Here is a 12,595-nt window from a genome sequence, read left to right on the forward strand (position 1 = left end):
GACAGGAGCGGATCGCATGCCCATCGCAACTCCCGAGGTCTACAACGAGATGCTGGACCGGGCCAAGGCGGGCAAGTTCGCCTACCCGGCCATCAACGTCACCTCGTCGCAGACCCTGCACGCCGCGCTGCGTGGTTTCGCCGAGGCCGAGAGCGACGGGATCATCCAGATCTCGACCGGTGGCGCGGAGTTCCTGGGCGGCCAGCACAACAAGGACATGGTGACCGGCGCGGTCGCGCTCGCCGAGTTCGCCCACATCGTCGCCGCCAAGTACGACATCACCGTCGCGCTGCACACCGACCACTGCCCGAAGGACAAGCTGGACGGCTACGTCCGCCCGCTGCTGGCGGTGTCCGCCGAGCGCGTGGCCAAGGGCGAGAACCCGCTGTTCCAGTCGCACATGTGGGACGGCTCGGCCGAGACCCTCGCCGACAACCTGGCGATCGCCCAGGAGCTGCTGGCCCAGGCCGCCGCCGCGAAGATCATCCTCGAGGTCGAGATCACCCCGACCGGCGGCGAGGAGGACGGCGTCACCCACGAGATCAACGACGAGCTGTACACCACCGTCAACGACGCCGTGCGCACCGCCGAGGCGCTGGGCCTGGGCGAGAAGGGCCGCTACCTGCTGGCCGCCTCGTTCGGCAACGTGCACGGCGTGTACAAGCCGGGCAACGTCGTGCTGAAGCCGGAGCTGCTGCGCGAGCTGCAGGACGCGATCGGCAAGCAGTACGGCAAGACCGACCCGTTCGACTTCGTCTTCCACGGCGGCTCGGGCTCCACCGCCGAGGAGATCGCCACCGCGCTGGAGAACGGCGTCGTGAAGATGAACCTGGACACCGACACCCAGTACGCCTTCACCCGCCCGGTGGCCGGCCACATGTTCGCCAACTACGACGGCGTGCTGAAGGTCGACGGCGAGGTCGGCAAGAAGAACACCTACGACCCGCGCACCTGGGGCAAGCTGGCCGAGGCCGGCATGGCCGCCCGCGTGTTCGAGGCCGCCGAGCAGCTGCGCTCGGCCGGCAAGCGCCTGAAGTGACAAGCGTCTGACGTGACGGGCGTCTGACGTGACGGCGCCTGAGGTCACCAGCGCCTGAACCGACCGTGCCCCCGGTGGATGATCCACCGGGGGCACGGTCGTGTCCGGGTCCCTACAGCTCGGACGACTGCTTGAGCTCGGTGTACGCCTCCGCGCTGCTGTCCTTCAGGAACTGCCAGCAGCGGGCCTCCTCCTCGGTCTCCTTGATCGCGCCGGCCGCCCGGGCGAGCGCCGCCAGGCAGCGCAGGAAGCCGCGGTTGCCGCGGTGGTCCCACGGCACCGGGCCGTGGCCCTTCCAGCCGGCGCGGCGCAGCGCGTCCAGGCCGCGGTGGTAGCCGGTGCGGGCGTAGGCGTAGGACTCGACGTGGCGGCCGGCCACGTAGGCGTCGTCGGCGAGCATGGCCCAGCCGAGGCAGAAGGCCGGGAATTCGGCGACCACCTGGGTCGGTGAGGCCGACTCCTCCGCCAGCATCCGGTAGGGCTGCTCGTCCTCCGGCAGAAGGGTCGGTTCGGGGCCGTCGAGAAGATTCTTGTGAATCGCCATGGAGTGCAGTCTGCCATCCGGGGCCCTGGGGTCAACCGCCCGGCCGTGATCGGGCGCCCGCTCGACCGGTACGGGGCCGGGGTCCGCGCAACGCCCGGCTCGCCCGGGAGGTTGCATACCGGGTATATGGACATTCACCCGTTCGCCATGCCAGGGTGTGGCTCGTGCCCGCAGCCAGATCCGCCCGCAGGCGAGCCACTCCACCCAAGAACGCTCGCAACAGACGCCGCCGGTCACGCCGCAGGATCGGCCCTGGCATGCTCGCGGCAATGATCGCCTCCGTCGTCCTGCTGGGCGTCGCGGCCTTCGCGCTGAACGGCTCCACGGACACTCCGACCCCCGCCACCACCCAGGCCCGGGTCGCCCCGCCCGCCGAACAGTCGCCCGGCACCGCGTCGGCGGTGGCGACACCCACCAGCGCGCCCACGGCGACCCCGACGCCGACCCCGACGCCCACCGCGCCGGACCCCGGCCCCACCAAGGGCTCGGGCACCTTCAGCATCGCCCCCGCCAGCGCCAAGGCGGTCGGCCGCGGCACCGTGCGCCGCTACCGGGTGGAGGTCGAGGACGGCATCGGCATCGACGCCGCATCCGCCGCCGCCCAGATCCACGGCATCCTCGGCGATCGCCGCGGCTGGACCAACGACCGCAAGAACGGCTTCCAGCTGGTCGCCGGCGGCTCGTACGACTTCACCGTGAAGATCGCCTCCCCGGTCACCGTGGACAAGATCTGCGGCGCCTCCGGCCTGGACACCCACGGCGAGGTCAACTGCAACGTCGGCAACCAGGTGCTCGTCAACTCCAAGCGCTGGAACACCGGTTCGCCCCAGTTCAGCGGCCCGCTGGACGACTACCGGGCGCTGATCATCAACCACGAGGTCGGCCACCGGATCGGCCACGGGCACGAGACCTGCCCCGGCCCCGGCAAGCCCGCGCCCGCGATGATGCAGCAGATCTACGGCCTCAAGGGCTGCGCGCCGAACGCCTGGCCGTACTCGGCCGAGGGCACCTACCTGAGCGGCCCGGCCGTCCCCTAGGGGCCGTCCGGCGGACCGTGCCGGACGGACCCCAGGGGGTACGGACCGGAACGGAGTTGAGACCTCTTCGGCGATCCCCCGGCACAACCAGCGCCTACCCTGCGGTCATGACCGCTGCCCAACGCCGAAAGCTCACCGCCGTGTTCGCCGCCGCCGGGATCGCCCTGGGCGCCGCCGCCTGCTCGTCCTCGTCCGGCACCGGACCGGGCGGCGGGCCACTGTCCTACGACCGGGTCCGGTCGACCGCCCTGGACCTGGTGAAGAACAAGTCCACCAGCTGCCCGTTCGGCCTCGACCTCGCGAAGGCGACGGCCGCCGCCGGGATCAGCGGCACCGTCGCCCCCGCCGTGACGGACGGGCGTTCCGTCACCGGCAACACCGGCGACGGCGTGCCCGCCCAGCCCTGGCCGTCGGCGGTCAGCCACCCGCCGACCATGACCGAGATGCCGGCCACGCCACCGAACGCCCAGATCACCTGCTCGTACACGGTCGGCCCGTCCACCGTCGACCTCGAACTGCTGGCCGTGCCGAAGAACGACTACGGCGTCAGCATGATGCTCCCCGCGATCCAGCGCGCCGGACTGCTCAGCGTGGATCAGCTCACCCAGTTCTCCACCGACCGCCCCTCCGTCGGGCAGACCAGGATCACGCCGGGCCAGGGAACGGCCGCCGTCGCCCGGATCGCGCTGCACGGCGACGGCGACCTGGTGCTGATGCTCGACCAGAACACCACCGCCCAGGACGACCGGAACCCTGCCCTGGCCGGCGAACCCCTGCGCAAGACCGCCGAGAACCTGGCCGGGCAGCTGCGCTGACCATGTCCTAGCCAAGGACCGGCAGGTACTCCCCCAGGTCGCTGCGCTCGCCGGAGGCGGACACCTCGTGGTCCGCCACCGCGGCCGCCCACGGTACCCGGCCGGTGGCGAGCCGGATCCAGGTCAGCGGGTCGGTCTCGACCACGTTGGACGGGGTTCCGCGGGTGTGCCGGGGGCCCTCGACGGCCTGGACGACGGCGTACGGCGGGATCCGCAGCTCGACCGCCCCGCCGGGCGCCCGGGCGGCCAGCGCGTCGGCCAGCAGCCGGGTGACGGCGGCCAGGGCCTGGCGGTCGTGCGGGAAGGCGGCCAGGCCGAGGGCCTCGGCCAGGTCGTCGGCGTGCACCACGGTCTCGACCAGCCGGGTGACCAGCAGGTCGGCGAGCGTCATCGAGCCCAGCCGGATCTCGAACCGCCGCGCCGGGTCGGCGGCTTCGGGCCGCGCGAGCAGTCCGGTCAGGGCGTCGGCGGCCCGCCCGAAGGCCTCCGCGACCGCGGCCGCGTCCCCGTCGAACTCCGCCCCGGCCCGCTCCCGGGCCTGCTCGTCCAGCAGCGGCGCCACCGTGCCGACCGCCGCCACCCAGCCCGTCAGGTCGAGCGGCGGGCGCCCCTGGAGCGGGTCGTCCAGGTGCGCGGGGAGGTACTCCAGCTGGACGGCCAGGTGCGCGAGCAACTCCCGCACCCGCCAGTCCCCCAGCCTGGTCGGCAGGTCCAACTGCCCGTCGGCGAGGCCCGCCACGGCGGCACGCAACGCCCCGGTCTGGGCGGCCAGCGCGGCGCGGACCTTCTGCGGTTGGTAGGTACGGGACTTGACAGGCATGGGGCCCAACATACGCCGAGGGGCGGACGGTTCAGAACGAACCGCCCGCCCCTCGGAACAGCCGATCAGGCCAGCAGGGCCTCGATGACGCCGGTGTGGGCGTCCTTCAGCTCGGCCAGCGTGACGCTGAACTGCCCCTGGACGTCGATGCTGTCGCCGTCCACGACACCGATCCGGGTGGCCGACAGGCCACGCGCGGTGCACATGTCGTTGAAGCGGAGCTCCTCGCTGCGCGGCACCGCCACGACGGCGCGGCCGGCCGACTCCGAGAACAGCAGGACGAACGGGTCGGTGCCCTCGGGCACGACGATCCGGGCGCCGTGGCCGCCCTTGAGGCAGCTCTCCACGAGCGCCTGGCCGAGACCGCCGTCGGAGAGGTCGTGCGCGGCGTCGATCATGCCGTCGCGCGAGGCGGCGATCAGGATGTCGCCGAGCAGCCGCTCGCGCTCCAGGTCCACCTTGGGCGGCAGGCCGCCGAGGTGGTCGTGGACGACCTGCGACCAGGCCGAGCCGCCGAGTTCGTCCGCGGTGTCGCCGAGCAGGTAGAGCAGCTGCCCCTCCTCGGCGAAGGCGACCGGGGTGCGCCGGGTGACGTCGTCGATGACGCCGAGCACCGCGACCACCGGGGTCGGGTGGATGGCGACGTCGCCGGTCTGGTTGTACAGCGAGACGTTGCCACCGGTGACCGGGGTGCCGAGCACCAGGCAGGCGTCGGCCAGGCCGCGGGTCGCCTCGGCGAACTGCCACATGACGTCCGGGTCCTCGGGGGAGCCGAAGTTGAGGCAGTCGGAGACGGCGAGCGGCTTGGCGCCGCCGGCCGCGACGTTGCGGTAGGACTCGGCCAGCGCCAGCTGGGCGCCGGTGTACGGGTCCAGCTTGGTGTAGCGGCCGTTGCCGTCGGTGGCGACCGAGACGCCGAGGTTGGTCTCGTCGTCGATCCGGATCATGCCCGAGTCCTCGCCGTGCGAGAGCACGGTGTTGCCGAGCACGTAGCGGTCGTACTGGTCGGTGATCCAGGACTTGGAGGCCTGGTTCGGGTGGCTCGCGACCTTCAGCAGATCGGCCTTGAGGCCCTCGCCGGTGGTCGGGCGGGCCAGCCGCTCGGCGGTGGGGGCGTCGGCCTGCAGCGCGTCCTGCCAGCTCGGGCGAGCGTAGGGGCGCTGGTAGGTCGGGCCCTCGTGGGCGACGGTGCGCGGGGGCACGTCCACCACGAGCTCGCCGTGCCAGAAGATCTCCAGGCGCTCGCCGTCGGTCACCTCACCGATGACGTTGGCGATGACGTCCCACTTCTCGCAGATCTCCAGGAAGCGGGCGACCTTGTCGGGCTCGACGATCGCGCACATGCGCTCCTGCGACTCGCTCATGAGGATCTCCTCCGGCGAGAGCGTGTGGTCGCGCAGGTGCACGGTGTCGAGATCGATCCGCATGCCGCCGGAGCCGGCCGAGGCCAGCTCGCTGGTGGCGCAGGACAGGCCGGCGCCGCCGAGGTCCTGGATGCCCTTGACGAGCTTCTCCCGGAAGATCTCCAGGGTGCACTCGATCAGGAGCTTCTCCTGGAACGGGTCGCCGACCTGGACGGCCGGGCGCTTGGCCGGCTTGGTGTCGTCGAAGGTCTCGGAGGCCAGCACCGAGACGCCGCCGATGCCGTCGCCGCCGGTGCGGGCGCCGTACAGGATGACCTTGTTGCCGGCCCCGGAGGCCTGCGCGAGGTGGATGTCCTCGTGCTTCATGACACCCACGCACAGGGCGTTGACCAGCGGGTTGCCCTGGTAGCAGGAGTCGAAGACGACCTCGCCGCCGATGTTCGGCAGGCCCAGGCAGTTGCCGTAGCCGCCGATGCCCGCGACGATCCCGGGCAGCACGCGCCGGGTGTCCGGGTGGTCGGCCGCACCGAAGCGCAGCGGGTCCATCACGGCGACCGGGCGGGCGCCCATCGCCAGGATGTCGCGCACGATGCCGCCGATGCCGGTGGCCGCGCCCTGGTAGGGCTCGATGTACGAGGGGTGGTTGTGCGACTCGACCTTGAAGGTGACCGCGTAGCCCTGGCCGACGTCGACCACACCGGCGTTCTCGCCGATGCCGACGAGCATCGCGTCCGAATCCGGCTTCTTCTCGCCGAACTGCTTCAGGTGGACCTTGCTGCTCTTGTACGAACAGTGCTCGGACCACATGACCGAGTACATCGCGAGTTCGGCGCCGGTCGGGCGGCGGCCGAGAATCTCCCGGATGCGCGCGTACTCGTCCTGCTTCAGGCCGAGTTCGGCCCACGGCTGGGCGGCGTCCGGGGTCTGCTCGGCGTTCTTGACGGTGTCGAGGCTCATCAGGCGTTCACCAGCTGCTTCAGGACGGAAGTGAAGAAGCCCAGGCCCTCGGTGCTCGGACCGGTGAGCGGCTCCACGGCGTGCTCCGGGTGCGGCATCAGGCCGACGACATTGCCGGCGGCGTTGGTGATGCCGGCGATGTCGCGGTACGAACCGTTCGGGTTGACGTCGAGGTACCGGGCCACGACCCGGCCCTCGGCCTCGAGTTCGTCCAGGACGTGCGCGTCGGCGACGAAGCGGCCCTCGCCGTTCTTCAGCGGGACGACGATTTCCTGGCCCGCCGCGTAATCCCGGGTCCAGGCGGTCTCCGCGTTCTCGATGCGCAGCTTCTGGTCGCGGCAGATGAAGTGCAGCGAGTCGTTCCGGGTGAGCGCGCCGGGCAGCAGGTGCGATTCGCACAGCACCTGGAAGCCGTTGCAGATACCCAGCACGGGCATTCCGAGCCTGGCCTGCTCGATGACGGTGTCCATCACCGGCGAGAAGCGGGAGATCGCGCCGCAGCGCAGATAGTCGCCGTAACTGAATCCACCGGGCAGGACGACGGCGTCGACCTGGTGGAGATCCTTGTCACGGTGCCAGAGGGCGACCGGCTCCGCGCCGGCCAGGCGGACCGCGCGCTGGGCGTCGCGGTCGTCGAGGGATCCGGGGAAAGTGACGACGCCTACGCGGGTGGTCACTTCGCCGCCTCCTCGACCCGGACGGTGAAGTCCTCGATCACGGTGTTGGCGAGAAAGGTCTCGGCGGCTTCGCGGATACGGGCGAGCGCGGCGTCGTCGACCGGGCCCTCCAGCTCCAGCTCGAAACGCTTGCCCTGGCGGACGTCGGCGATCCCGGTGAATCCGAGACGGGGCAGTGCTCGCTGCACCGCCTGTCCCTGGGGGTCGAGGATCTCCGGCTTGAGCATGACGTCGACTACGACGCGTGCCACTGGCACTCCCGGTGGTGTCTTCGGTGAGGCGGGGGGAACTCCAGACTACCGGCCGTTCGGGGCAGGATTGCTGGCCGGGGCGGGTGACGCGCGTAGACCCAGGACCCTTACGGCACAAGGGATCCAGCACCCCCACCCCCCGCAAGACCCGGCCCGTTTCCGGTGATTCGCGGGCCCGAACCACGACGCGCGAAGAACACCCGAATACGGCACTTGGGGACAGATCCGCCCGTCCCGCACTCCGGTATCCCGCAGTCCCGCGAAGACTCGTGAATATCCGGAAAAGAATGTCGAACTCTTCGATTTCGACCCCCTTCGGGTGCAGAATAGGGCCACCTGTCGCGGCAAGTGCTGCGTATCCGGCGGGCCACCAGGCCTGCCCGTATGCGCTTGCGCGAGTTGGTGCACATCAGGCCACCCGTCGCACTCCGCGAACCGGCGGCCGAATTGCCCGAGAGGATTGACACCCATGGCTCAGCGTGTAGTTGTCACGCTCTCCGACGACCTGGACGGCGGCGCCGCCGCAGAAACCGTCCACTTCGGCGTCGACGGGAAGTCGTACGAGATCGACCTGTCCGTGGACAACGCGGAAAAGCTGCGGGAGGCCCTCGCTCCGTTCGTTGCGGCCGGCCGTCGCCAGAGCCGCACCGGAAAGTCCTTCCGCCGCACCGCGCTCACCCCGGACCCGGCCGCCGTGCGCGCCTGGGCCCTGTCGCGCGGGATGGAACTGCCGGCCCGCGGCCGCATCCCCAAGCACGTGTACGAGGCGTTCGCCGAGGCGAACTGATCCCGTCGGGGCACCGCCCCCGGTCGCCCTGCCCGCCTGGACCGAAAGGGTGGGGCGACCACCCCGAACGATGCTGTAGAGTAATCCTCGTCGCCGCAACGGAGAGATCCGAAGAGGCGGCGGGTGCCCCACCAGGCACCATGCGGACGTGGCTCAGTTGGTAGAGCATCACCTTGCCAAGGTGAGGGTCGCGAGTTCGAATCTCGTCGTCCGCTCGCAGTGCGCGAGCACAGCACAACTCAATAGTTTGACCCTGCGGACGTGGCTCAGTTGGTAGAGCATCACCTTGCCAAGGTGAGGGTCGCGAGTTCGAATCTCGTCGTCCGCTCCAGCACGAAGGCCCCCTCGATCGAGGGGGCCTTCGACGTATTCCCGCACTTCCTTCCCCGCTCTCCCCATGACATTTGTCATCGCCGACCCGTGGATCCGCACCGCCGATTCATGACGGCGCGCACTGCCCGCGCGGCCGGGCCCGCGGAAGGCTCGGGGCATGGAGAAGAGCCAGCCCGCCCACCCCGGCGACAGCGTGATCGAGGTCACCGACCTGCACCGTCGCTACGGCACCGGCGCCACCGAGTACCACGCCGTCCGCGGCGTCGACCTGACCGTCGGCCGCGGCGAGCTGTTCGCCCTGCTCGGCACCAACGGCGCCGGCAAGACCTCCACCATGGAGGTCATCGAGGGTCTGGCCGCGCCCGGCGGCGGCACCGTCCGGGTGCTCGGCCGTGACCCCTTCAAGGAGCGCACCGCCGTCCGACCGCGGATCGGCATCATGCTCCAGGAGGGCGGCTTCCCCGGCGAGCTCACCGCCTCCGAGACCGGCCGCACCTGGGCCGGGATGACCAGCGGCGCCCGCCCGGTCGCGGAGGCCCTGGAACTGGTCGGCCTCGGCCACCGCGCCGACGTCCGGGTCAAGCAGCTGTCCGGCGGCGAACGGCGCCGACTCGACCTCGCGATGGCCCTGCTCGGCCGCCCCGAGGTGCTGTTCCTGGACGAGCCCAGCACCGGACTCGACCCGGAGGCGCGCGCCGCCGTCTGGCGGCTGGTGCGCGAACTGCGCGCCCAGGGCACCACGGTGCTGCTCACCACCCACTACCTGGAGGAGGCGGAGGAGCTCGCCGACCGGCTGGCCATCATGCACGGCGGCCGGGTCGTCACCACCGGCACCGTCGCCGAGGTGATCGCCGGCCGGCCCTCCCGGATCACCTTCGAGCTCCCCGAGTTCACCGGCAGCGCGCTGCCCGTCCTGCCCGGGGCCGAGGTCACCGTCGACGGCCGCAAGGTCACCGTGCAGAGCACCGGCCTCCAGGACACCCTCACCGACCTGCTCGGCTGGGCCCGGCACCACGGGATCGCCCTCGGCGCCCTGGACGCCCGCAGCGCCACCCTGGAGGAGGCTTTCCTCGCCATCGCCTCCGAGGCCGCCCACCAGGCCCCGCCGCAGGTCCCCGCCGCCGCCCGTCCCGCCCGCCGCCGCCTGATCGGATCCGCCCGATGACCACCGCCACCGCCACCGCCACGGGTGCCCCGAGCACCACCGCCGGCCGACTGTTCGCCCTCGGCCGCGCCGAGGCCACCCTGCTGCTGCGCAACCGCACCGCGCTGTTCACCGCCGTGGTGATGCCGGTCGTGCTGATCGGCACCCTGCGCGGAATGCTCAAGAAGCAGGCCGAGAACACCCCCGGGCTGGACGTCGACTCGATGCTGGTCTACGGCTCGGTCGGGATGATCCTGGCCTTCGTCGTCTACTACAACCTGACCGCCGCGTACGTCGGGCGGCGCGGTGAGCTGGTGCTCAAGCGGCTGCGCACCGGCGAGGCCGGGGACCTGGAGATCCTGCTCGGCACCGCCGTCCCCTCGCTCCTCCTCGGCCTGCTGATGGCCGCCCTGATCGGGGTCGGCGGCAGCCTCGGCCTGCACCTGACGGCGCCGGTCAACCCGCTGCTGATGCTGGCCGGCCTGGTGCTCACCCTGGCCACCATGATCGCGCTGGCCGCGCTGTCCAGCGCCTTCACCAAGACCGTGGAGAGCGCGGGCATCACCACCCTGCCGGTCATGCTGGTCATGCAGTTCGGCTCCGGCCTGTTCGTCCCGCTGGAGGTCATGCCCTCGCAGCTGGCCGACGTCTGCCGCCTGCTGCCGACCACCCCGGCCTTCCAGCTGATCCGGGTCGGCTGGTTCGGCACCGACGGCTCGGCCTCCCCGACCGACTTCCTCGGCAGCTGGAGCGCCGCCGCACCGCACCTGGTCACCGGCACGGTCTGGTTCGGCCTGGCGGTCTGGGGCGCGGTCCGCTACTTCCGCTGGGAACCGCGCCGCTGACCTGGGGCGGGAGAGGGAAACCAGATGATCGGCCCCCTGTTCCACCTCTGATATGAAGGCAGCGACACGATCGTGATCAGACGGGGAGCACTTCGATGGTCCGGGGGCCGATCCGACGCTGGCGGGGCTACGGCAAGCCGCAGCGCGCCGAGCTGTACTTCCGCTGGTCGCTCTACCTGATGGCCTGGTTCATGCTGCCGCTGAACCTGCTGGCCAGCGCCTCCGCCGTGCGGATCCAGGGGGCCACGTCCACCGCCCAGGTCGGCCTGGTCCTGTCGCTGGCCTCCGTGCTGGTCACCCTCCGGGCGTACCGGACCTCGCTCGACCACTACCTGGGACGGCCCAGCACGTACCGGCGGTGGCTGATCGTCAACGGCGCTCTGAGCGTGGCCGGTTCCTGGATCGTCCTGCTGCTCGGCCCGGCCTCCGACGGGCTGTCGACCCACCCCGGCCCGCCGTTCACCGCGGTGATCGCCGCCGCCCTGGTCGGAGCGACCGCAGGCCCCACGGGGGTGGGCCTGCGGTCGCGGTGGGCCTCGCTCGTCGGAATCGCTCTGCCGTTCACGATCGCCCCGGCAATGCTGCTGACCGGAATCGGCTTCGCCACCACCTGCGGATGGGTCTGCGGTTCGGTCTTCGGCGCCCTCCTCCTGGTCGGCACCTGCCGCAGCTTCGCCTGGCTCACCGCCATCGTCTGGGAGCTGGACGTCGCCCGCGAGGCGCAGTCCCGGCTGGCCGTAGCCGAGGAGCGCCTGCGGTTCTCCCGCGACCTGCACGACGTGATGGGCCGCAACCTCACCACCATCGCGCTGAAGAGCGAACTCGCCGTCCAGCTCGCCCGGCGAGGACGCCCGGAGGCCGCCGAGCAGATGGCCGAGGTGCAGAAGATCGCCCAGGAGTCGCAGCGCGAGGTCCGGGACGTCATCCGCGGCTACCGCACCGCGGACCTGCACGCCGAGGCGATCGGCGCCCGCGCCGTACTGCGCGCCGCCGACGTCAGCTGCGAGATCGACCTCGGCGAGGACCTCGACCGGCTGCCGCACCCCGTGCAGTCGGTGCTCGGCTGGGTGATCCGCGAGGCCACCACCAACGTGCTGAGGCACAGCGAGGCAGCCCACTGCCTGATCCGGCTGCGGCAGCGGGACGGCCAAGCGGTGCTGGAGCTGGAGAACGACGGGGTGCCCGCCGTGCCGCTGCCCTCCCAGGGCGGCGGCACCGGACTGCGCGGCCTGCGCGAGCGGCTGGCCGCCCACGACGGCGAACTGAGCGTCCCGACCGCCGCGCCCGGTACCTTCCGGATGCTCGCCACCGTCCCGCTGCCAGGCTGAGAGAGGCCCCGATGACCGAGAACACCGCCCCCGTCCGCGTCCTGCTCGCCGACGACGAGCACCTGATCCGCGGCGCACTGGCCGCGCTGCTCTCGCTGGAGGACGACATCGAGGTGGTCGCCCAGGCCGGCTCCGGCCCGGAGGCGTTGGCGATGGCCCAGTCGCACCGGCCGGACATCGCGGTGCTGGACCTGCAGATGCCCGGCAAGGACGGCATCGAGGTGGCCACCGAGCTGCGCCGGCTGCTGCCGGACTGCCGCTGCATGATCGTCACCGGCCACGGCCGGCCCGGCTACCTGAAGCGGGCGCTGGAGGTCGGGGTGCGCGGCTTCCTGCCGAAGACCGTCTCCGCGGCCGACCTGGCCGGCATCATCCGCACCGTGCGCTCCGGCGGCCGGTACGTGGACCCGGAGCTGGCGGCGGACGCGATCAGCGCCGGGGAGACCCCGCTGACCCCGCGCGAGACGGACGTCCTGGAGCTGGCCGCGGACGGCACCCCGATCGCGGAGATCGCCGAGCGGGCCGCGCTGTCCCAGGGCACCGTGCGCAACTACCTGTCCTCGGCCGCCACCAAGCTGGGTGCGGAGAACCGGCACGCGGCGGTGCGGATCGCCCGCGAGCACGGCTGGATCTGACGCCGTACCCGCGGGCCGT

At 71.7% G+C, this 12,595-nt stretch carries 13 protein-coding genes and 2 tRNA genes; 10 read left to right on the plus strand and 5 right to left on the minus strand.

Annotation, left to right across the window (positions count from 1 at the left end; all coding sequences use genetic code 11):
• Positions 1 to 16 precede the first annotated feature (16 nt).
• On the plus strand, positions 17 to 1,039 hold the full coding sequence (gene fbaA / locus ACZ7BZ_RS03630) for a class II fructose-bisphosphate aldolase (protein ID WP_188307415.1): 1,023 nt from the start codon (positions 17 to 19) through the stop codon (positions 1,037 to 1,039).
• A gap of 112 nt (positions 1,040 to 1,151) precedes the next feature.
• Here fbaA and ACZ7BZ_RS03635 read toward each other — a convergent pair whose 3' ends face one another.
• Entirely contained in the window at positions 1,152 to 1,583 is a 432-nt protein-coding gene (locus tag ACZ7BZ_RS03635; protein ID WP_380454229.1) for a DUF3151 domain-containing protein, read from the minus strand.
• 257 nt (positions 1,584 to 1,840) lie between these two features.
• On the opposite strand from ACZ7BZ_RS03635, the gene ACZ7BZ_RS03640 reads away from it, so the two are divergent.
• Together ACZ7BZ_RS03640 and ACZ7BZ_RS03645 are read left to right on the plus strand one after the other, a co-directional pair.
• A complete protein-coding gene (locus ACZ7BZ_RS03640; protein ID WP_470356941.1) occupies positions 1,841 to 2,620 on the plus strand; it encodes a DUF3152 domain-containing protein in 780 nt (259 codons plus the stop codon).
• Between the two features lie 107 nt (positions 2,621 to 2,727).
• On the plus strand, positions 2,728 to 3,435 hold the full coding sequence (locus tag ACZ7BZ_RS03645) for a hypothetical protein (RefSeq protein ID WP_470356942.1): 708 nt from the start codon (positions 2,728 to 2,730) through the stop codon (positions 3,433 to 3,435).
• 7 nt (positions 3,436 to 3,442) lie between these two features.
• On the opposite strand, the gene ACZ7BZ_RS03650 is transcribed toward ACZ7BZ_RS03645, so the two are convergent.
• The 4 genes from ACZ7BZ_RS03650 to purS all read right to left on the minus strand — a co-directional run bounded on the left by ACZ7BZ_RS03650 (position 3,443) and on the right by purS (position 7,504).
• A complete protein-coding gene (locus ACZ7BZ_RS03650; protein ID WP_470356943.1) occupies positions 3,443 to 4,255 on the minus strand; it encodes a maleylpyruvate isomerase family mycothiol-dependent enzyme in 813 nt (270 codons plus the stop codon).
• Positions 4,256 to 4,320: 65 nt separating this feature from the next.
• Positions 4,321 to 6,576, minus strand: coding sequence for a phosphoribosylformylglycinamidine synthase subunit PurL (purL, locus tag ACZ7BZ_RS03655; RefSeq protein ID WP_470356944.1), 2,256 nt, complete (start codon positions 6,574 to 6,576; stop codon positions 4,321 to 4,323).
• Positions 6,576 to 7,253, minus strand: coding sequence for a phosphoribosylformylglycinamidine synthase subunit PurQ (purQ, locus tag ACZ7BZ_RS03660; protein ID WP_465739813.1), 678 nt, complete (start codon positions 7,251 to 7,253; stop codon positions 6,576 to 6,578). The genes purL and purQ overlap by 1 nt, the downstream gene beginning before the upstream one ends.
• Positions 7,250 to 7,504, minus strand: a complete 255-nt coding sequence (purS, locus tag ACZ7BZ_RS03665; RefSeq protein WP_030278336.1) for a phosphoribosylformylglycinamidine synthase subunit PurS — start codon at positions 7,502 to 7,504, stop codon at positions 7,250 to 7,252. The genes purQ and purS overlap by 4 nt, the downstream gene beginning before the upstream one ends.
• 469 nt (positions 7,505 to 7,973) lie before the next feature.
• Here purS and ACZ7BZ_RS03670 point away from each other — a divergent pair, with 469 nt between their 5' ends.
• From ACZ7BZ_RS03670 to ACZ7BZ_RS03700, 7 genes are all read left to right on the plus strand, one after another.
• The gene (locus tag ACZ7BZ_RS03670) at positions 7,974 to 8,291 is read left to right on the plus strand and encodes a histone-like nucleoid-structuring protein Lsr2 (protein ID WP_030056585.1); all 318 of its coding nucleotides are present in this window, start codon (positions 7,974 to 7,976) and stop codon (positions 8,289 to 8,291) included.
• A gap of 142 nt (positions 8,292 to 8,433) precedes the next feature.
• A tRNA-Gly gene (locus tag ACZ7BZ_RS03675) sits at positions 8,434 to 8,506 on the plus strand.
• A gap of 40 nt (positions 8,507 to 8,546) precedes the next feature.
• A tRNA-Gly gene (locus ACZ7BZ_RS03680) sits at positions 8,547 to 8,622 on the plus strand.
• A 159-nt stretch (positions 8,623 to 8,781) separates the two neighbouring features.
• A complete protein-coding gene (locus tag ACZ7BZ_RS03685; RefSeq protein WP_470356945.1) occupies positions 8,782 to 9,789 on the plus strand; it encodes an ABC transporter ATP-binding protein in 1,008 nt (335 codons plus the stop codon).
• On the plus strand, positions 9,786 to 10,613 hold the full coding sequence (locus ACZ7BZ_RS03690) for an ABC transporter permease (protein WP_470356946.1): 828 nt from the start codon (positions 9,786 to 9,788) through the stop codon (positions 10,611 to 10,613). The genes ACZ7BZ_RS03685 and ACZ7BZ_RS03690 overlap by 4 nt, the downstream gene beginning before the upstream one ends.
• 95 nt (positions 10,614 to 10,708) lie before the next feature.
• Entirely contained in the window at positions 10,709 to 11,941 is a 1,233-nt protein-coding gene (locus ACZ7BZ_RS03695; RefSeq protein ID WP_470356947.1) for a sensor histidine kinase, read from the plus strand.
• An 11-nt stretch (positions 11,942 to 11,952) separates the two neighbouring features.
• Complete coding sequence (locus ACZ7BZ_RS03700; RefSeq protein ID WP_380454211.1) at positions 11,953 to 12,576, plus strand: response regulator; 624 nt, start codon at positions 11,953 to 11,955, stop codon at positions 12,574 to 12,576.
• Positions 12,577 to 12,595: the final 19 nt, after the last annotated feature.

It is taken from the genome of Kitasatospora sp. NPDC036934, from assembly GCF_055608425.1.

What these genes read in the sequence shown, in the direction of transcription:
- purL (WP_470356944.1), bottom strand. Translation starts at nt 6,576, where the DNA reads ATGAGCCTCGACACCGTCAAGAACGCCGAGCAGACCCCGGACGCCGCC.
- ACZ7BZ_RS03635 (WP_380454229.1), bottom strand. Translation starts at nt 1,583, where the DNA reads ATGGCGATTCACAAGAATCTTCTCGACGGCCCCGAACCGACCCTTCTG.
- ACZ7BZ_RS03690 (WP_470356946.1), top strand. Translation starts at nt 9,786, where the DNA reads ATGACCACCGCCACCGCCACCGCCACGGGTGCCCCGAGCACCACCGCC.
- ACZ7BZ_RS03685 (WP_470356945.1), top strand. Translation starts at nt 8,782, where the DNA reads ATGGAGAAGAGCCAGCCCGCCCACCCCGGCGACAGCGTGATCGAGGTC.
- ACZ7BZ_RS03695 (WP_470356947.1), top strand. Translation starts at nt 10,709, where the DNA reads ATGGTCCGGGGGCCGATCCGACGCTGGCGGGGCTACGGCAAGCCGCAG.
- fbaA (WP_188307415.1), top strand. Translation starts at nt 17, where the DNA reads ATGCCCATCGCAACTCCCGAGGTCTACAACGAGATGCTGGACCGGGCC.
- ACZ7BZ_RS03700 (WP_380454211.1), top strand. Translation starts at nt 11,953, where the DNA reads ATGACCGAGAACACCGCCCCCGTCCGCGTCCTGCTCGCCGACGACGAG.
- ACZ7BZ_RS03670 (WP_030056585.1), top strand. Translation starts at nt 7,974, where the DNA reads ATGGCTCAGCGTGTAGTTGTCACGCTCTCCGACGACCTGGACGGCGGC.
- ACZ7BZ_RS03640 (WP_470356941.1), top strand. Translation starts at nt 1,841, where the DNA reads ATGCTCGCGGCAATGATCGCCTCCGTCGTCCTGCTGGGCGTCGCGGCC.
- ACZ7BZ_RS03650 (WP_470356943.1), bottom strand. Translation starts at nt 4,255, where the DNA reads ATGCCTGTCAAGTCCCGTACCTACCAACCGCAGAAGGTCCGCGCCGCG.
- ACZ7BZ_RS03645 (WP_470356942.1), top strand. Translation starts at nt 2,728, where the DNA reads ATGACCGCTGCCCAACGCCGAAAGCTCACCGCCGTGTTCGCCGCCGCC.